Annotated in this window: 16 protein-coding genes; 9 read left to right on the top strand and 7 right to left on the bottom strand. The window is 74.4% G+C overall.

What is annotated here, in order from left to right; genetic code table 11:
- Positions 1 to 8: 8 nt before the first annotated feature.
- Positions 9 to 2,345, top strand: coding sequence for a SpoIIE family protein phosphatase (locus ACLGIH_RS31930; protein ID WP_416528760.1), 2,337 nt, complete (start codon positions 9 to 11; stop codon positions 2,343 to 2,345).
- 57 nt (positions 2,346 to 2,402) lie between these two features.
- On the opposite strand, the gene ACLGIH_RS31935 is transcribed toward ACLGIH_RS31930, so the two are convergent.
- Together ACLGIH_RS31935 and ACLGIH_RS31940 are read right to left on the bottom strand one after the other, a co-directional pair.
- A complete protein-coding gene (locus tag ACLGIH_RS31935) occupies positions 2,403 to 3,014 on the bottom strand; it encodes a DNA polymerase ligase N-terminal domain-containing protein (protein WP_416528761.1) in 612 nt (203 codons plus the stop codon).
- A gap of 73 nt (positions 3,015 to 3,087) precedes the next feature.
- On the bottom strand, positions 3,088 to 3,918 hold the full coding sequence (locus tag ACLGIH_RS31940) for an aldo/keto reductase (RefSeq protein WP_416528762.1): 831 nt from the start codon (positions 3,916 to 3,918) through the stop codon (positions 3,088 to 3,090).
- Between the two features lie 225 nt (positions 3,919 to 4,143).
- Here ACLGIH_RS31940 and ACLGIH_RS31945 point away from each other — a divergent pair, with 225 nt between their 5' ends.
- Positions 4,144 to 5,130, top strand: a complete 987-nt coding sequence (locus tag ACLGIH_RS31945; RefSeq protein WP_416528763.1) for a TauD/TfdA dioxygenase family protein — start codon at positions 4,144 to 4,146, stop codon at positions 5,128 to 5,130.
- 37 nt (positions 5,131 to 5,167) lie between these two features.
- Here ACLGIH_RS31945 and ACLGIH_RS31950 read toward each other — a convergent pair whose 3' ends face one another.
- A complete protein-coding gene (locus ACLGIH_RS31950) occupies positions 5,168 to 5,788 on the bottom strand; it encodes an L-threonylcarbamoyladenylate synthase (RefSeq protein ID WP_416528764.1) in 621 nt (206 codons plus the stop codon).
- 161 nt (positions 5,789 to 5,949) lie between these two features.
- Between ACLGIH_RS31950 and ACLGIH_RS31955 the strand changes: the two genes are divergently transcribed.
- The 3 genes from ACLGIH_RS31955 (at position 5,950) to ACLGIH_RS31965 (ending at position 10,029) form a co-directional block, all read left to right on the top strand.
- Positions 5,950 to 7,479: a helix-turn-helix domain-containing protein gene (locus ACLGIH_RS31955; protein WP_416528765.1), complete on the top strand. Its 1,530-nt coding sequence runs from the start codon at positions 5,950 to 5,952 to the stop codon at positions 7,477 to 7,479.
- Between the two features lie 242 nt (positions 7,480 to 7,721).
- Complete coding sequence (locus ACLGIH_RS31960; RefSeq protein WP_416528766.1) at positions 7,722 to 7,958, top strand: hypothetical protein; 237 nt, start codon at positions 7,722 to 7,724, stop codon at positions 7,956 to 7,958.
- Positions 7,959 to 8,370: 412 nt separating this feature from the next.
- On the top strand, positions 8,371 to 10,029 hold the full coding sequence (locus ACLGIH_RS31965) for a catalase (protein ID WP_416528767.1): 1,659 nt from the start codon (positions 8,371 to 8,373) through the stop codon (positions 10,027 to 10,029).
- Between the two features lie 28 nt (positions 10,030 to 10,057).
- Here the strand turns inward: ACLGIH_RS31965 and ACLGIH_RS31970 are convergent, their stop codons facing one another.
- Positions 10,058 to 10,951: a fructosamine kinase family protein gene (locus tag ACLGIH_RS31970; protein ID WP_416528768.1), complete on the bottom strand. Its 894-nt coding sequence runs from the start codon at positions 10,949 to 10,951 to the stop codon at positions 10,058 to 10,060.
- A gap of 130 nt (positions 10,952 to 11,081) precedes the next feature.
- On the opposite strand from ACLGIH_RS31970, the gene ACLGIH_RS31975 reads away from it, so the two are divergent.
- Together ACLGIH_RS31975 and ACLGIH_RS31980 are read left to right on the top strand one after the other, a co-directional pair.
- A complete protein-coding gene (locus ACLGIH_RS31975) occupies positions 11,082 to 11,405 on the top strand; it encodes a hypothetical protein (RefSeq protein WP_416528769.1) in 324 nt (107 codons plus the stop codon).
- A gap of 167 nt (positions 11,406 to 11,572) precedes the next feature.
- Positions 11,573 to 12,100, top strand: a complete 528-nt coding sequence (locus tag ACLGIH_RS31980) for a hypothetical protein (RefSeq protein ID WP_416528770.1) — start codon at positions 11,573 to 11,575, stop codon at positions 12,098 to 12,100.
- A 548-nt stretch (positions 12,101 to 12,648) separates the two neighbouring features.
- Here the strand turns inward: ACLGIH_RS31980 and ACLGIH_RS31985 are convergent.
- Complete coding sequence (locus tag ACLGIH_RS31985) at positions 12,649 to 14,010, bottom strand: MFS transporter (protein WP_416528771.1); 1,362 nt, start codon at positions 14,008 to 14,010, stop codon at positions 12,649 to 12,651.
- 492 nt (positions 14,011 to 14,502) lie between these two features.
- Here ACLGIH_RS31985 and ACLGIH_RS31990 point away from each other — a divergent pair, with 492 nt between their 5' ends.
- Both ACLGIH_RS31990 and ACLGIH_RS31995 read left to right on the top strand, forming a co-directional pair.
- Positions 14,503 to 15,492, top strand: coding sequence for an NAD-dependent epimerase/dehydratase family protein (locus tag ACLGIH_RS31990; protein ID WP_416528772.1), 990 nt, complete (start codon positions 14,503 to 14,505; stop codon positions 15,490 to 15,492).
- On the top strand, positions 15,489 to 16,445 hold the full coding sequence (locus ACLGIH_RS31995) for a glycosyltransferase family 9 protein (RefSeq protein WP_416528773.1): 957 nt from the start codon (positions 15,489 to 15,491) through the stop codon (positions 16,443 to 16,445). Before ACLGIH_RS31990 ends, ACLGIH_RS31995 begins: the two co-directional genes overlap by 4 nt.
- 160 nt (positions 16,446 to 16,605) lie before the next feature.
- On the opposite strand, the gene ACLGIH_RS32000 is transcribed toward ACLGIH_RS31995, so the two are convergent.
- Positions 16,606 to 17,169 carry a hemerythrin domain-containing protein gene (locus ACLGIH_RS32000; RefSeq protein ID WP_416528774.1) on the bottom strand — a complete coding sequence of 188 codons (564 nt, stop codon included), beginning with the start codon at positions 17,167 to 17,169 and terminating at the stop codon, positions 16,606 to 16,608.
- Between the two features lie 159 nt (positions 17,170 to 17,328).
- Positions 17,329 to 17,883, bottom strand: a complete 555-nt coding sequence (locus ACLGIH_RS32005; protein WP_416528775.1) for a DoxX family protein — start codon at positions 17,881 to 17,883, stop codon at positions 17,329 to 17,331.
- Between the last annotated feature and the right edge of the window lie 58 nt (positions 17,884 to 17,941).

A 17,941-nucleotide genomic window follows, 5' to 3' on the forward strand; every position in this document is an offset into this window, starting at 1 on the left:
TGGACGACATGGAGCACGCCTCGGCTGCGGCGATCGTGGACACCCACGGCATGGTGACGGGGTGGAGCGCGGGCGCCCGCCGGCTGACCGGCTACTCGGCCGAGGAAGCGGTGGGGCGGCCCGCGCGGGAGCTGCTGGCCGAGGACGTGGCACCCGGTGCCCTGTCCGCGCTGTCGGGCCCCGTCCTGATCCGCCACCGGGACGGCTCCACCGTCCCCCTCGGCCTGCGGGCCTGCCGGCTGCTGGCCGGGGACGGCGAGCCGGGCGCGTACGTGGTCACCGCCGATCCTCCCCAAAGGGGCCGTGAGCCCCTCACCGGGGAGGTCTTCCGGCAGGCGTCCGTGGCGATGTCCGTCTTCGACGTCCGGCAGCACTACCTGGGGGCCAACGACACCGCGTGCCGCATGCTGGGCATGACCGAGGACGAACTGCTCGGGCGGTATCTGCCGGACACGATGCGGAACATGGACGTCGACCACCTGGCCATCGCACGGCAGCTGCGGACGGTGGCCGAGACCGGCCGCCCCGTCAGCTGCGAAAGCGTCACCAGGGGGCCCGTGGTCCGGGAGGAGGCCCGGACCATCGAGATGTGGCCGATCCTCGACCCGTCCGGCGAGGTCACCGCGGTCGCCGTCGCGGCGTTCGACAGCACCGAGCAGCACTGGGCCCGGCAGCGACTGGTCGTGCTGAACGAGGCCGCCGCCGCCATCGGCACCACCCTGGACGTGGTGCGCACCGCCGAGGAACTGGTCGAACTCCTGGTCCCGCGCTTCGCCGACTTCGCCAGCGTCGACCTGCTCGACTGGGTGCTCGGCGCGGACGAGCCCTTCACGGTGCCGGCCGACGCCGTCGAACTGCGCCGGGTGGCCCACGGCGCCGCCATCGAGGGGGAACCCCGACCCTCGATCCATCTCGGCCAGAGCGACCTCTACCCGCCGTACTCGGCGCCCGCGCGGGCCCTGAGGGAGGGACGGGCGATACTGACCGCCCCGGGCGACCCGGACTTCGACCGGTGGATGCGGAAGCGCAACGCCGAGGCTCCGCAGAACCGCTCCTTCCGGGACCGTGTCTGCTCCGCCCTGGCAGTGCCGCTGCGCGCCCGCGGCACCAGTCTCGGCGTCGCGGTACTGGCCAGCGCCGCCCCCCAGGACCCCTACGACGCCGACGACGTGGTGCTGGCCGAGGAACTCGCCAGCCGGGCCGCCGTCTGCATCGACAACGCCCGCCGCTTCGCCCGCGAGCGCAGCACCGCGCTGGCCCTGCAGCACAGCCTGCTGCCCCGGGGCCTGCCCGGACAGGCCGCGGTCGAGGTCGCGCACCGGTACCTGCCCTCCGGGTCGGCGGCCGGTATCGGCGGCGACTGGTTCGACGTGATCCCGCTGTCCGGCAGCCGGGTGGCCCTCGTCGTCGGGGACGTCGTCGGCCACGGCATCGCGTCCTCGGCGACCATGGGCCGGCTGTGCACGGCCGTACGCACCCTCGCCGACGTGGACCTGCCGCCCGACGAACTCCTCACCCACCTCGACGACCTGGTCACCCACCTCGCGGCCGACGACAACGGCGAGGTCGCCGAACTGGGCGCCACCTGCCTGTACGCCGTCTACGACCCGGTCACCCGCGAGCTCTGCCTGGCCGCGGCCGGCCATCCGCCGCCCGCGCTGGTCCTCCCCGACGGCACCGCCCGGCTGGTCCCCATGACCGCCGGGCCCCCGCTCGGCGTGGGCGGGCTGCCGTTCGAGGCGACGGGGCTGACGCTGTCCGAGGGCTCCGTCGTCGCCCTCTACACCGACGGTCTCGTCGAGGGCCGCGACCGCGACGTCGACCACGCCACCGACGAGCTGTGCCGCACGCTGACCGCCCCGGCCAGCTCCCTCGACGCCCTGTGCGACACCGTGCTCAAGGCCGTGATGCCGGAGGACCCCAGCGACGACGTGGCGCTGCTGCTGGCCCGCACCCGGGCGCTGGGCGACGGCCAGGTCGCCACCTGGGACGTGTCGCCGGACCCCGCCCGGGTGGCCGCCACCCGGCAGTCCGCCACCGAGCAGCTCATGGCGTGGGGCCTGGCCGAGACCGCGTTCGTCACCGAACTCGTCGTCAGCGAACTGGTCACCAACGCCATCCGCTACGGCGAGCCGCCCATCCAGCTGCGCCTCATCCGCGACCGCAGCCTCATCTGCGAGGTTTCCGACGGCAGTTCCACCTCACCGCACCTGCGCCGGGCCCACGCCTACGACGAGGGCGGGCGCGGACTGATGCTGGTCGCCCAGCTCACCCAGCGCTGGGGGAGCCGGCAGACCGGCAGCGGCAAGACCATCTGGGCCGAACAGACACTGCCCCCGGGCTGAGGCCTCCGCTCGCTCGTCCGTCGCCGGCGCCGGCCGTTCCCCGGCCGGGCCGCCCGGTCACTCCTCGCTGCCGGCCGCCGCGACCTGTGCCAGCGTGCGGCCGGTCCGCGCCGACCGCGCCCGGTGCGGGTCCGGCGTGCCGTGTCCGGCCCCGGCGCCCGCGGCCTTGACCAGCAGCCACGCCTCCTCGCCGTCGTCGCCGGTGCGGAACCGGGTCAGCGCGTACTCGCCGCGCAGTTTGGCCCCGCGCAGCCGGAATGTGGCGTGTCCGCGCTCCAGCGACTCGGCGAAGTCGACCGGCCGCCCCCGGCGGTCGTGGCTCAGCGGCTCGTAGGTGCCCTGGTCCCAGACGATCACCGTGCCGCCGCCGTACTCGCCCGCCGGGATGACGCCCTCGAACTGGTCGTAGTCCAGCGGATGGTCCTCGGTGGGCAGGGCCAGCCGCTTGTCCCGCGGGTCGCCGGACGGCCCCTTCGGCACCGACCAGGACTTCAGCACGTCGTCCACCTGCAACCGGAAGTCGAAGTGCAGGGTGCTCGCGTCGTGGATCTGCACCACGAACCGGGGCGCCTCGTCCCCGCCGGACGGTGCCCGGCGCCCCTGCGGCTCGCCGGTCCGGTCGAAGTCCCGCTTGCCGCGGTACTCCCGCAGCCCGTTCCGCTGACCCACCGTGGACCCCTTTCCCGCGGGCTTCCCGCGGTTCTCCTGCGCTACCCGTGCCGACCGGCCACGAGTACCCCGGTCAGAACTCCTCGTGCACCTCCGGATCCCCGCCGAGCCGCCGGGGATCGCGGTCGGCCACGGCCCGCATCTGGGCGTCGTCCAGGCGGAAGCCGAAGACGTCGAGGTTGGCGCGCTGCCGCCCCGGGGCCGCCGACTTCGGGATCGGCACCGCGCCCAGCTGGGTGTGCCAGCGCAGCACCGCCTGGGCGGGCGTCACGCCGTGCGCCCCGGCGACGGCGACGACGGCCGGGTCGTCCAGCAGGTCGCTGCCGCGCCCCAGCGGGCTCCAGCTCTCGGTGCGGATGCCCTTGCGCTCGTGGAAGGCGCGCAGCTCGTCCTGCGGGAGCAGCGGATGCAGTTCGATCTGGTTGACGGAGGGCAGCACGCCGGTCTCCTTCTCCAGCCGTTCGATCTGCCCGGCCGCGAAGTTCGAGACGCCGATCGACCGTACGAGGCCGTCCTCGCGCAGTTTGACCATGGCCTTCCAGGAGCCGACGTACTTGTCCACCCGGGGCAGCGGCCAGTGGATCAGGTACAGGTCGACGTAGTCCAGGCCGAGACGGGCACGGGACTCCTCGAAGGAGGCGAGGGTCTCCTCGTAGCCGTGGTGCCGGCCGGGCAGCTTGGTCGTGACCACGACCTCCTCGCGGGGCACGCCGCTGCCGGCCACACCGCGGCCGACACCGGTCTCGTTGCGGTAGTTCGTCGCCGTGTCGACGAGCCGGTAGCCCGCCTCCAGGGCGCTGCGGACCGCCTGCTCGGCCGCGGTGTCGTCCAGCGGCCAGGTGCCCAGGCCCAGGGCCGGGAGCGTCGTGCCGTCGTTGAGCGTGTGCGTCGGGATGCTGATCACCGGGGGGCCTTTCCCTCGACTAGATACGGCCGGTGCGACGGTGCGCCGTCCCTCCAGAGTCACGGACAGGGCGCGCACCGATCAACCGGAGCGCGTCGCACACCGCGGTCCCGGGCAGCCGGCCCGGACGTCGGCCGCCTCGGCCCCGAGGCCCTGTCGCCACCGCCGCCGAACGCTGTCACGATCTCTGGTGGAGCCGACGACGGACGACCGACGGAGTTGCGCATGACGACGGACAGGGCCACGGCGGACGAGGCGTCGCGGGCGGCGGAACGGGCCGCGGGCGTCGAAGTGAAACCGGCCGCCGGCCACATCGGCGCCGAGATCACCGGCGTCGACCTGGCCGGCGGCCTCGACGACGCCCAGGTGGCCGTGATCCGCGCGGCGGTGCTGCGCTGGAAGGTGGTGTTCTTCCGGGACCAGCGACTCGATCACGCCGCCCACGTCGCCTTCGCCCGGCGGTTCGGCGAACCGGTCGTGCTCGGGCGGCGCGGCACGGCTTCGCCGCCCGACGTCCCGGAGATCGAGACCACCGCCGACCGGCTGGAACTGGGCGGCCGGTTCGGGATGGAGCACGACGAGTGGCTGCGGCGCCGCCGCCACACGCTGCTGCGCGGCTGGCACTGCGACCACGGAGCCCGCGTCGACCCGCCGGCCGCGACGATCCTGCGCGCGGAGACCGTCCCGCCGTACGGCGGCGACACCACCTGGGCCAACCTCGCCGCGGCGTACGCCGGACTGTCCGGGCCGGTACGGGACTTCGCCGACGGGCTGCGGGCCGAACACCGCTTGGGCGTCGGCTACCAGCCCCGGCCCGGCGACGACGCCTACGTCCGGCACCTGCTGGACCATCAGGTGGCGAGCGAGCACCCGCTGGTGCGCGTCCACCCGGAGACGGGGGAGCGGACGCTGTTCGTCAACGGCTACTACGTCGAGCAGATCGCCGGGCTCTCCCGGCACGAGAGCCGGGCGGTCCTCGACATGCTGCTGGAACAGGCGACCCGGCCCGAGTACACGGTCCGCTTCCGCTGGGAGCCGGGCAGCGTGGCCTTCTGGGACAACCGGGCCACCATCCACCTCGCCCCGAGCGACGCCGCCCACCTGGACCACCCCCGGATCATGCACCGCGTGATGCTGGCCGGGGAGGTGCCGTTCGGTGTGGACGGCCGGCCGTCGGAGCCGGTCGCCGGCACCGCGCCGGGACGCTGGTGACCCGCCGCCGGGCGGCCCGGTGCCGTGGGCCCCGCTCCTACTCGAAGCGCGACGTGTCGCCCGCTCCCTGGCGTACGATCTCCGCCTCGCCGCCGGAGAAGTCGACGACCGTCGTCGGCTCGGTGCCGCAGTCCCCGGAGTCGACGACCGCGTCCAGCACGTGGTCGAGCCGGTCCTTGATCTCCCAGCCCTGGGTCATCGGCTCCTCCTCCCCGGGCAGCAGCAGCGTGCTGGACAGCAGCGGCTCACCGAGTTCCCTGAGCAGGGCCTGGGCGACGACGTGGTCGGGGATGCGCACGCCGACGGTCTTCTTCTTCGGGTGCTGGAGCATCCGCGGCACCTCGCGCGTCGCGGGCAGGATGAAGGTGTAACTGCCGGGGGTCGAGGCCTTGAGCGCCCGGAACACGTCGTTGTCGATCCGCACGAACTGCCCGAGCTGCGCGAAGTCCTGGCACACCAGCGTGAAGTGGTGCCGGTCGTCCAGCTGACGGATCGTGCGGATCCGGTCGATGCCGTCGCGGCTGCCGAGGCGGCAGCCCAGGGCGTAGCAGGAGTCCGTCGGGTACGCGATCAGCGCGTCGGCGCGGATGCTGTCGGCGACCTGGGCGATGCTGCGCGGCTGGGGGTTGTCGGGGTGCACGTCGAAGTACTTCGCCATCCGTCGAGCTTATGCCTCCGGCGGACGGGCGCGGAGCACGCCCGGGGTGATGCCGCCCGCGGGCCGGCCGGGGGCGGCTTCGGTACCGGCGGGGCGCCGGCCATGAGGTAACGTCCCCGGCCTGGAGCCGACAGTGGGGCGAGGACGAGGAGCGGGCCGACGTGGCGGGCCGAGACAGCGACGGGACACGGCAGGGCGACGGGACGACCGACGGGGTGTGGGCGGCGGAGCTGCTCGACCACCTGCGGCCGGCCGGCCGCGATGTGCGCAGGGTCGTCTCCTGGCTGGCCGGGGCCGTCGACGCCACCGTGACGCTGCAGGACGGCACCGGGCACCTGCTGGCGGGGACCCCCGGCGCACTCGACGAGGACCTGGTCCGGGACATCGCCACCGGCCGCATAGCCTCCGCCGCCTGCGAGGACCGGGGGCGGCACCTGCGCCTGGTCCGGGTGGAGCGGCCCCGGCCGGCCCCGGCCGCCGTGCTGTCGGTGGCCCGCGCGACCCCCTTCGACCGGCCGGCCGCGGAGATCGTCACGCACACCGCCCAGGTCGTCGCCCTGCTGCTGGCCGCTCAGGAGTCGACCTCGGCGGGACAGCGGCTCCGGCGGGCCGCCTCCGACCTGCGCCTGGCCATCCTGCAGTTGCTGATGGTGGAGGACACCGTCTCCGCGCGCCGGGTCGCCGCGGGCCTGTGGCCGGGGCTGCTCGACACCGACACGGCCTGCGTCTACGTGATGGAGTGCGCCCCCGCGCAACGCGACCGCCTCGCCGAGGAGTGCCTCGACGCGACCGGCGAACGGGCCCTCGTCGTGCGGTGCCCGGCCATGGACGGCCACGTGATCGTCCTGACGCCGCGCGAGGCCACCGACGACATCCTGCGCACGCTGGTCGACCGGCATCCGGGGACCTTCCTCGGCGGCAGCGCACGGCACGGCCTCGCCCGCACCGCGACCGCCTACGGGCAGGCGGTCAGTGCCCTGGCCGTGGCCCGGTTCCGCGAGGAGCGCGCCGCCGTGTACGCCGAGCGGACCCGCCCGGAGCGGCTGATGGACCCGGCCGCGCTGTACCACTGGACGGCCCATCTACTGCGCCCGCTGGACACCCTGCCGCACCACACCCGAGCCGAACTCCTCGCCACCACCCGCCTGGGCCTGGAGTTCACCGCCGTCAGCACGGCCAAGGTCCTCGGCGTCAGCCGGAACACGGTCCGCGCCCGGATGGACCGGGTCGAGAGCCTGCTGCACACGGACTTCACCGATCTCACCGCCCGCGCAGCCGTCCACCTCGCGCTGAACGCCCAGGCCGGGCTGGACCGGCACCCGGCCGGCGGCGCCCCCGGCAATCCGGGCGCCGCCCGGCTGGCGGACCTGCTGACCGGGCCCGCGCTGCGCACCTGGGCGCACGATCTGCTCGGCCGGCTGGAGACCGATACCCGGAACCTGCGCCGCACACTGCGCGCCTGGCTCGCCGTCGGCGGCAACGCCGAGCGGGCCGCGCGGACCCTCGGTGTCCACGCCCAGACCGTGCGGGAGCACGTGCGCAGCGCCGAGCCCGTGCTCGAACGCCGGCTGCTCGACGCCGGCAGCGACCTGTACGAGGTCGTCCTGGCCCATCTGGCGGTGGGGGACCTCGACCAGCCCGTCCTGCACGGGACGAACCCGGACAACGTGGACTCACCTGTGCACGGCTGAGCCAGGACGGCCCGCCGACGGGCATCGACACGGTTCACAACGGCCGAGTCGTCCGCGTACGTTCAACGGGCCGCGGGGGCACGACCGGAACGGGGGACCGGTCGCGCCCCCGCCGCCCCGTTCCTCCCTGCCGGTCCCTTCCTGTCCTGCCGGCCCCTTCCGGGGGCTGTGTGCACCGCTCGGGTACGGGTACTCGGCCGTCCCGAACGAACGAGGACGGCCAAGAGGAAGAGGAGGCCCGCATGACCAGCGGCACGGAGACCGGCGGCCTGACCGGTACGCAGGACAAGGACTACAACCTGATCTGGTACGTCGAGTCGTGCCTGAACAACGCGCTCCGCCTGGAGAACTACATCCAGGACGCGGAGCGCCAGAAGGACACCGAGGTCGCGGAGCTGTTCCGCAAGGCGCAGGCGGACAGCCGCAAGGGCGCCGAACTGGGCAAGGGGCTTCTGCGCGCACGGCTCAACGGCGGCTGAGGGGATCGACGGCCGCCGGGCCCGGACACCGTGACGTACCGGTGTCCGGGCCTTCGGCGCGGCCGCGCGGCCGGCCGGGTGTCACGGCTGCGGCGACAGCTCCGCCATCCCGCCCCACCCGTGCTGGTCGGGAACGTCGACGTTGATGATCTCCGGCGTCTTCGCGATCGCCTCGACGGGTGTCACGTATGGGTGTGCGGCGACCGGCCCCGGCTGGCGGGGACCCGGGTCCGGCCCGAGGCTTGGTCCCGGGCGGTGCGCCGGAACGGCCGGTGAGTGACCCGCCGGTGCCGGGTACTCGGGCGGCCCGCGCGGGCCGCCGAGCGCTGCCCGCGGCAGCACCCACGCCTGACGGAAGCCACGAGTCGGACGTCACCCGCCTGACGTCACGCACGAAGGAGCCCACGAAACCATGACGGACGTATCGAGCCAGGGCCCTGCTCCCGGCGACGACCGCAAGGTGCTCACCAACCGGCAGGGCCATCCGGTCTACGACAACCAGAACCAGCGCACGGTCGGCGCCCGCGGCCCGGCCACGCTGGAGAACTACCAGTTCCTGGAGAAGATCAGCCACTTCGACCGGGAGCGCATCCCGGAGCGGGTCGTGCACGCCCGCGGCGTCACCGCGTACGGGTACTTCGAGGCGTACGGCGCCTGGGGCGACGAGCCGATCGACCGGTACACCCGGGCCAAGCTGTTCCAGGAGCGCGGCAAGCGCACCGACGTGGCCGTCCGCTTCTCCACCGTCATCGGCGGACGCGACTCCTCCGAGGCGGCCCGAGACCCCCGCGGTTTCGCGGTGAAGTTCTACACCGAGGACGGCAACTGGGACCTGGTCGGCAACAACCTCGGCGTCTTCTTCATCCGGGACGCGATCAAGTTCCCGGACGTCATCCACGCCCTCAAGCCGGACCCGGTGACCTTCGAGCAGCAGCCCCGGCGCATCTTCGACTTCATGTCGCAGACGCCGGAGTCGATGCACATGCTGGTCAATCTGTTCAGCCCGCGCGGCATCCCCGCCGACTACCGCCACATGCAGGGCTTCGGCGTGAACACCTACAAGTGGGTCAACGCCGAGGGCCGCACCGTGCTGGTCAAGTACCACTGGATGCCCAAGCAGGGCGTGCGCAGCATGACCGAGGAGGACGCGGCCAACGTCCAGGCCGACTCCCTCGGGCACGCCACCAAGGACCTCTACGAGGCGGTGGCGCGCGGCGAGTACCCGGAGTGGGAGCTGCTGGTACAGATGATGGACGACCACGACCACCCGGAGCTGGACTTCGACCCGCTGGACGACACCAAGACCTGGCCCGAGCAGGACTTCCCGCCGAAGCCGGTCGGCCGGATGGTGCTCGACCGGATGCCGGAGAACTTCTTCGCCGAGAACGAGCAGATCTCCTTCGGCACCGGCGTCCTCGTCGACGGCCTGGACTTCTCCGACGACAAGATGCTGGTCGGCCGGACCTTCTCCTACAGCGACACCCAGCGCTACCGGGTCGGCCCGAACTACCTGCAACTTCCCGTCAACCAGGCCAAGAACGCCCAGGTGCGCACCAACCAGCGTGACGGCCTGATGACGTACCACGTGGACGGCGGCGGCGAGAACCCCGTCGTCAACTACGAGCCGTCGATCACGGGCGGGTTGCGGGAGGCCGAGTACCCGACGCACGACGAGCAGGGACCGGAGATCAGCGGCCGGGTCACCCGCAAGCGCATCCCGCGCACCAACGACTACCAGCAGGCCGGCCAGCGCTACCTGCTGATGGAGCAGTGGGAGCGGGACGATCTGGTGAAGAACTTCGTCAACCTGCTCTCCCAGTGCCCGAGGCCCATCCAGGAGCGCATGGTCTGGCACTTCCTCCTGGTCGAGAACGACCTGGGCCTGCGGGTCGGCGAGGGCATCGGGATCAGCCCCGAGGACGTGGCGGGCCTGGAGCCCCTGGCGGGCCAGGACCTGACCGACGAGGACCGCAAGAGGCTGTCCAGCCTGGGCAAGAACCCGCCGCGGGACGTCGAGGGCCTCACCATGACCCACTGCGTCCCCGACGAACGGCACGTGGTGACCCGCTGAGCCCACCGGGCCCGGTGAGCCCGACGGGTCAGCCCCGCAGGGCCGCCCGGGCCACCGAGAGGGCCTGCGCGGCGTAACCGCGCCCGAACAGCACGGCGTGCACCAGCAACGGGAAGAGCTGGTGCACGCCGATGCGGTCCGCCCACCCGTCGGCGAGCGGCGCCGCCTCCCGGTAACCGTCGACGATCCGGTCCAGGTGGGGGCAGCCGAACAGGTGCAGCATCGCCAGGTCGGTCTCCCGGTGCCCGCCGTGCGCGGCCGGGTCGATCAGCCACACCCCGCCGTCGGCGCCCCACAGCACATTGCCGCTCCACAGGTCCCCGTGCAGCCGGGCGGGCGGCTCCGGCGGCCCCGCCAGCTCGGGCAGCCGCTCGCAGACCCGCTCGACGTCGGCCGCCTCGGCCGGCCGTACGGTGCCGTCGTCGACCGTGCGCCGCAGATACGGCAGCACCCGGTGCTCGGCGTACCAGGCCGGCCAGTCGGTCCCGTGGACGTTGCGCATCGGGGCCCGGCCGATCCAGGCGTCCTCGGGCCCGCCGGGCGGAGCGGCACCGAACGCGGGCGCACCCGCGGCGTGCAGCGCGGCGAGTTCCCGCCCGAACCGCAGCGCCGCCCCGGCACTCGGGCGGCCCTCCGCGACCCGGTCGACGACCAGCCGGTGCGGGTCTTCGCCGTACACCGCCGGCACCCGGACCGCGCCCGCGTCGGCCAGCCAGCGCAACCCGGCCGCCTCGGCCCGGGCCGCCCCGTCATGATCACCGTGCTTGACCATGACCACCCGGCCGTCGTCCAGGGCCACCTCGGCGAGCCCCGCGGACAGCGGGCGCTCCCGGACGACGGCCCGGCCGGTGAGCCGGGCCGCGACGGCACCGGGGCCCGCGCCGTCGAACGAACCGAAGGGGGAGGAGTCGTCGGCATGCACGGCGCCCAGACTACGACCCCCCGCCGCCCGCGTCCCCGGCCCGCCCGACGGTGGGACGCGCCCCGCCGACCCGGTGAAAAAGCCCCGTCGGGCCGTGGGAAGCCCCACGGAGCGGGGGAGCAGTGGGACCATGACCAGTTCAGCGTTCCACCGCACCGTCACCCTCCCGGCCTCCATCGCCGAGCAGGCCGCACAGCACCTCGAGCACGCCGTGCAGCGGGCCATCGACGGGGCCGCGACCCCGTGGCGGGCCTTCCGCGGTGCCGACGGCGGCGACTTCTCCCTGCCCGTCTCCGTGGTCGAGCAGGCCGCCGGCTGTCTGCTGGTGCTGGCCGCCGAGAGCGCCCAGAGCCTGCGGCCCTCGGCCCTGCGCGCCCTCATCGGCGTCGCCCTGCACCTGCGGGACGCCGCCGAGGCCGTCCACCGGCCGGCCGTGACGACTCCCGCCTGGTAGGAGGGCGGAAACTCGGTGACGCACCGTTGGCCTCTGCGCGCATGGGGGCCGGCGGATGTGTCCGAGGCCACGTGTTGCGGGAGACCCGGACTATGTCCTGCGGAAGGACCGGCGGCTACGGTTTCCGTACCCCTGTCTTCTCGAAGATCAGTTCGGACGGTCCGGCAGTGCATGCAGAACTCTCCCCGGTCATCGCGGCGACCGCCCAGTGGCTGACCCGCGCCTACCCGGCGTCGGGCGGCGCGCTGGCCGCGGCCCTGTGCGAGGTGCAGGCACGCCAGGCCGTGACGGTCGCGGCCTGGCTGCGCTATCCGACGCCGATGGACGCGGCCCTGGTGGGGGTCGCGGGCCCCGGCGGATCCGCCCGGCTCGACTGGGTCTCCGGCGCGGACGACGCCGCGGCCGGTGACTCGGCCGACGACGCCTGGCGCACCTGGGTCGACGAGGTCGTGGCCAGCTGGGCGGCCACGCTCCTGACCGATCCGGAACTGGCGGTCCTGGCCGTGACCAGCGTCGCCGACGACCACCACCGGGACGCGACCCCGGCCGCGTTCCGGCGCCTGCTCGACCCGGACGACCAGGACCGCCGGGCGGCGGCCCTGCTGCGCCACCCCGACCTGCTCGCCGCGGTGGCCGACCTGCACCGCACCGAGCTGCTCGGCCGCCTGGGACCGGGACGGACGCTGGCGGCCTGAGACGGAACGCCGGGCGGCCTGCGGCCGAACACCGGTGGTCTGCGGTCGGACGCCGGCGGTCTGCGCCTGAACACCGGCGGTCTGAGGCCGAACGCCTCGGCGGCGGCACCCGTCGCTCCCCGGGACCGGACCCCCCGGCCCAGTGTTTTCCCGAGTCCGGCCTGGGACACCGTGCTGTCCCGGCCCCGGCCCCGGCCTCTGGCCCCGGCCTCTGGCCCCGGCCTCTGGCCCCGGCCTCTGGCCCCGGCCTCTGGCCGCGGCCCCGGTCCCGGCCTTCGTACGGCCCCTCCGCCCCCCGGCCGGGGGGAACGCCGTCGGAGCCGCCGGGCCGACCCGGCCCTCGGCCGGCTGACCCGCCGGACCTGCCGGGCGGGCTCGTACGCTCCGCCCTCAACCGTCAGACGTCGTAGGGGCCGCCGGGCACGTTCGTCCGCCCAACTCCGTCTGCTCCCGGCTAGGCCACCGCGCTCGCCCGGCCCCGGCTGTCGAACCCGGCCGGAGCCGCCGGGCCGGCGGGGCGGGTCGCCCCGCCCCGGCAGGGCACGCGTTCAGGCCGCCGTGCCGATGGCCGCCCGGTCGGCCAGGTCGCCGCCCTCCGCGCGTATGACCAGGGGCGCCGCCGAGCGGCGGGTGTGCAGCAGGTAGCCCGCTCCGATCGCGGCGGCGATGGTCAGACCGCCCATGATGAGGGCGCCCCGGGCACCCGCCAGCTCCATCAGCAGGCCGACCGCGGGCGGACCGCCGAGGCTCCACACCGTGCCGACGCTGCCCCACACACCGAGGACGCGTCCGCGCATGTGGGCGGGCGGATCGGTCTGGAGGACCGCCGTTCCCGCGGTGTCGGAGACGGACTCCACCACGGCCATCGGCAGCACCAGCACCAGCAGCACGGCCAGCGACGGCGACATGCCCGCCACCACCTGCAGCAGCCCGCCCGCGGCGGCCAGCGTGCCGACCAGCCGGACGGAGGGCCTGCGCAGCCGGCCGCCCAGGACGGCGCCGATGATGCCGCCGACCGCCAGGACCGTGGAGACCGTGCCGAAGGACCCGGCACCGCCCGCCAGCGGCCCGGTGACGAGCACGGCCAGCGTCAGCGCGTAGTTGCGGCCGAAGACCGCGCTCACCCCGGTGACACCGGCCAGCGCCAGCAGGCGGGGACGACGGGCGAAGAAGGCCAGACCCTCCCGCACCGTCATGTCGCCGCCCGCGCCGCGGGACCGGCCGGGCGCGGCCTTCCGGACGGCCCCCCGCGCGGGACGCAGGAACGGGACGACCGAGGCCACGAACAGGAACGACACCCCGTTGGCCGCATACGCCGCGGCCGTGCCGAGGAAGCCGACCGTCACACCGGCCAGCGCCGCCCCGGTGAGCCGGCCCGCCTGGTGCACCAGGGCGCCCACGCCGATGGCGGACGGCACGTCCTCCGCGGGCACCAGGTCGTTGCCCAGCAGGGAGCACGCCGGGCCGTCGACGGTGGCGATGACGCCGGTCACGGCGGCCAGCACCATCAGGGAGGTCAGGTCCAGTCGGTCCAGGGCCACGAGCACGGCCGTCGTGAAGGCGACCGCGCCCAGCAGGGCCTGACTGACGGTGGCCGTCAGCTTCCGCGGCCAGCGGTCGACGGCCGCGCCGCCGAACACGCTGATCAGCAGCGCGGGCGCGGCCTGCACGGACATCGACAGACCCGTCGCGGCGGCGGATCCGGTGATCTGCAGGACCAGCAGGTTCTGCACCGTGAGCTGCATCCACGTACCGGCGTTCGACACGAAGTTCGCGAGGGACCACCAGCGCATGCTGCGGTAGCGCAGGGACCGCCACGGCGAACGGGAGGCGGGTGCGGGCGTGGACGGCGAGCCGGCGGGTTCGGGCGCCGGGACAGGGCGGACGGAGGCAGGAGAGGTGGAGGACACAGTGCGCTACTCGAAGGCGAGCCGAGAGACCCGGAGGGGAAAGGGACCGGAGCGAGGTCGCCGGCTGCACTGCACGGCCGCTCCACTGAGCCGGTGTATGGCGCGGACCATGGTGGCAGAGGGGGCCGGTCGGTCGGTGCCGGCGCACTGCGCCGGGCCGTCCTCACCGCGGCCAATCTTCCCTGAGCGGACGCCACTTGGTGCCGCGAGTGTGGTTGATCACAGCCGACGGGAGCCGTCGCTCCGGACCCGACGGCCGTGACCGCGGACACAGCGTCTCTGTTCACGGCCCCGGCCACAGCCCCGGTCATGGGCCGGTCATCGCCCGCTCCTCGGCCGTCGACGCCGTCACGTGGCCGCCCACCCTGCCGGGGTGGGACACAGTAGGCGTCAAGGTATGAAAGCGACTCACTGGGGCACCCGGGGACGCGTCTGTCGGCGCCGCGCAGCGGAAGGATGGTGGTCCTCGTGTTGCCGATGGCGGCATGCACCATGAAGACCGAGCCCACCGCGCCCTGGTCCCGCGCCCTGGTCACCGGTGGCGCGGGGTTCCTGGGCTCGCACCTGTGCACCCGGCTGCTCGATTCAGGAGTCGAAGTCGACTGCGTCGACAACCTCTCCACCGGCCGGGCGGAGAAGGTGGCCCACCTGGCGGGCCGGCCCGGCTTCCGCTTCCTCGAACGGGACATCACCGACCCCGGCTGCCCCGAGGTCCTGACCGGCCCGTACGACCTGGTCCTGCACCTGGCCGGCCCCGCCGTCGCCCGGCCGGACCGGCCCGCGGAGGTGCTGGACGCCGCCGGCCTCGGCACCCGCGTGGCGCTGGCCGTCGCCCGCCGCGACGGCGCCCGGTTCCTGCTCGGTTCCTCGCCGCCGCAGTCGCACGCCGCCGCCCACGGAGGCGACGCCGACCCCCTCGGCCCGTACGGTCCGTACGCCGCCGCCGTCCGGTTCGCCGAGGCCCTGGTCGCGGCCCAGGCGGGCGACCCCGACGCGAACGCCGGGATCGTCCGGCTGTTCCCCACCTGCGGGCCTCGGATGCGCACCGACGACGGGAGCCCGCCCGCCAGCTTCATCGAGCAGGCCCTGTCCGGAGAGCCGGTCACCGTCGCCGGGGACGGCAGCCGGACCCGCTCCCTGTGCTACGTCGACGACCTGGTCGACGGCGTGCTGCTGGTGGCCGCCGGCCGGTCGGTCCGGCCCGTGGACATCGGCGGGGACGAGGCGCCGTCGGACGCCGAGGTCGCCCGCCGGGTGATCGAGCTGACCGGTTCCGCGTCACCGCTCACCTTCGTCGACGGTCCGCAGGACCCCGCCCCTGCTCCGCGGCCGGTCACCGGCTTCGCCCGGGAGATCTTCGGCTGGATGCCGAGGGTGACCTGGCAGGACGCCGTCGAACGCACCGTCGCAGCCCTCCGGGACCTGCCCGAACCCGTGCCGACGGTGACCGTCGGGCGCGACGGCGGGGAGTGGTGGGCATGAAGGCACTCGTCGCCCACGCCGGCGAATTCGGCGACGTCCTCCAGACCGGACCGGCCGTCCGGGCGATCGCCAACCGGGCCGGCCGCGTCACGATGCTGTGCGGCGCCCGCGGCGCACCGGCCGCCCGGCTGCTGCCGCACGTGGACGACGTGGTGACCTGGGAGACACCGGGGGAGGGGACCGCGCCGGCCGCACCGGACGGCACCGGCACCGACACCGACGCGGTGGTCCGGCGGCTGCGCCGGGAGGCATACGACGTGGCACTCGTCCTCACCCCGGAGCGGCACGACCCGCTGCCTCTGGCGCGGCTGCTCCGCACCGCCCGGGTGGGCCGCATCGGCGCCGCCGGCGGCGGCACGGCCGACGGCTCCTTCTCCGACGATCCTCTCCTCGACGTCCGGCACCCCTGCCGGCCGGGCCGGCCCGAGGCCGAGGCGGCGCTCGGCACCGCCCTCGCCATGGGCTTCGGCCTGCGCACCGGGGACGACGGCCGGCTCCGCGTCCGCCCGGCCCCCGACACCGCCTCGCTCACCGGCAACGGCCCGTACGTCGTCGTCCACCCAGGCGCGGGCGACCCGGCCCGCGCCTGGGACGCCGACCGCGGCGCGGAGGCCGTCGCCCTGCTCTGCGACGCCGGCCACCGGGTCGTCGTCACCGGCGGGGCCGACGAGACCGCCCTGACCCGCAAGGTCGGCGGGGACACCGCCGTGGACCTCGGCGGGCGGACCACGGCGCGGGCGCTCGCCGGGGTGCTGCGCTCCGCCGACGTGCTGGTCACCGGCTCGGCCGGACCGGCCCACCTCGCCGCCGCGGTCGGCACCCCCGTCGTCTCGCTGTCGGCCCCGACGGCCGCCCCGGCTCCGTACCAGGTGCCGACGGCATGCGTCGACGCCCGAGGCCCGGCCGACGACGTGGTGCGCGCGGTGCGCGGGCTGCTGGGCGCGGGCGTCTGAACACACCCGGGAACCCACCCGGCGGAGAGCCCGCGGAGCCCACACGGCAGGGGGAACCCACGGCAGAGTGCCCGTGGAACGAACACGCACGGCTGAGGGCCCGGCGCTTCGGCGCCGGGCCCTCCACCATGTCGTCGTCCGCCAGGACGGACGGGACGTCTCAGTCGGCCTTGCCCCGGCCCGAGAGCGCGTCCCGCATCCGGTCGACCAGCCCCGCACCGGGGGCCATCAGCTTGTTCATCGGCGGCTTGTCCGGCGCGGACGGGTGCGGCCGCGTCGGGGCCGTCTTCTTCGCCTGCCGGACCTTGTCGCCCAGTTCGTTCAGCGCGTCCGGCGGACACGCCTCGCGCAGCCGGGGGAAGAGGTTGCCCTCCTCGTCGGCCACGTGCGAACGGATCTCACTCATCAGCATGCCCATGAGCCGGTCGAACTCGGGGTCGTCCGCCGCGCAGCCCTCCAGATCCTTCATGATCTGCTCGGCCTGGGCGTGGTCCTCGAGTTCCCTGTCCGCGAGGGCGTCGCCGTTCGCGACGTGCTCACGGACGGCCGGGTACAAGTAGGCCTCCTCCGCCACCGAGTGCCGGACCAGCTCCATCGTGGCCTGATCGGCGTACAGCTTGCGGTCCTTGTGACCCGACGGCAGGGCCTCGATCTTGCCGAAGAGCTCCTCGACCTCCCGGTGATCGGTCGTCAGCTCGTCGATGACGTTTCCACCATGTCCCATGCTTTCACCTCCACATAAGTCGCGGCGGCCTCGGGACCGGCCCGCCACGGGCATCGGGTCCCCCTGTCCCCGGCGGGCTAACGCCGGATCTGCTGGGGCATCCGGAACCAGCCGACCACGGACGGCCCTTCGCCGCCCGTCCGGCTACTCCTTCGGCGGCTAGCGGTGCAGCTTGGTGCGGAGACCGCCGGCCTTGGTGCGGAGACCGGCCGCTGCCGACGCCGGGCGCGTGGTGGCCCGCACCGAGCGGCGTACCAGGTGGGCGTCCCGCCGCAGGTCGTGAGCGGCGTGCCGGCCGCGCCACAGCAGCGACGGGGCGCTGCCGGTGTCGTCGGCCGCGATGAGCAGACCGCCCAGCATGGACAGGTTCTTGAAGAAGTGGATCTGCTGCCGGCTGCGTTCGGACGGATCCTCCGCCTCCCAGAACCGGTGCGCCGCCAGTGTGGTCGGCACCAGTGTCCCGGCGATGGCCAGCGCGGACAGCCGCGGGAAGCGGCCCAGGCCGAGCAGGATCCCGCCCGCCACCTGCACGGCGCCGCTGAGCCGGACGAGCTGTTCGGTGCGGTCCGGCAGCTGTGGCACGTTCTCGGCGATCGGCCGGACCACGGGTTCGGCCACGGGGGCCACGGATTCGGGATTGCGGACGGAGTTCAGGCCGCCGGTGACGAACATCGACGCGAGGAGGGGGCGGCCGACCAGACGCAGCGGACTCATGGTGTACTCCAGAGGTGTAGTGCTCTGCGGTCTCCAGCGGTCACCGGGTGCCCCGCCC

It is taken from the genome of Streptomyces hamibioticus (assembly GCF_047946815.1).
GTDB lineage: Bacteria > Actinomycetota > Actinomycetes > Streptomycetales > Streptomycetaceae > Streptomyces.

What these genes read in the sequence shown, in the direction of transcription:
- ACLGIH_RS31950 (WP_416528764.1), bottom strand. Translation starts at nt 5,788, where the DNA reads ATGGCGAAGTACTTCGACGTGCACCCCGACAACCCCCAGCCGCGCAGC.
- ACLGIH_RS32005 (WP_416528775.1), bottom strand. Translation starts at nt 17,883, where the DNA reads ATGAGTCCGCTGCGTCTGGTCGGCCGCCCCCTCCTCGCGTCGATGTTC.
- ACLGIH_RS31930 (WP_416528760.1), top strand. Translation starts at nt 9, where the DNA reads ATGGAGCACGCCTCGGCTGCGGCGATCGTGGACACCCACGGCATGGTG.
- ACLGIH_RS31990 (WP_416528772.1), top strand. Translation starts at nt 14,503, where the DNA reads ATGAAGACCGAGCCCACCGCGCCCTGGTCCCGCGCCCTGGTCACCGGT.
- ACLGIH_RS31975 (WP_416528769.1), top strand. Translation starts at nt 11,082, where the DNA reads ATGACCAGTTCAGCGTTCCACCGCACCGTCACCCTCCCGGCCTCCATC.
- ACLGIH_RS31965 (WP_416528767.1), top strand. Translation starts at nt 8,371, where the DNA reads ATGACGGACGTATCGAGCCAGGGCCCTGCTCCCGGCGACGACCGCAAG.
- ACLGIH_RS32000 (WP_416528774.1), bottom strand. Translation starts at nt 17,169, where the DNA reads ATGGGACATGGTGGAAACGTCATCGACGAGCTGACGACCGATCACCGG.
- ACLGIH_RS31960 (WP_416528766.1), top strand. Translation starts at nt 7,722, where the DNA reads ATGACCAGCGGCACGGAGACCGGCGGCCTGACCGGTACGCAGGACAAG.
- ACLGIH_RS31945 (WP_416528763.1), top strand. Translation starts at nt 4,144, where the DNA reads ATGACGACGGACAGGGCCACGGCGGACGAGGCGTCGCGGGCGGCGGAA.
- ACLGIH_RS31995 (WP_416528773.1), top strand. Translation starts at nt 15,489, where the DNA reads ATGAAGGCACTCGTCGCCCACGCCGGCGAATTCGGCGACGTCCTCCAG.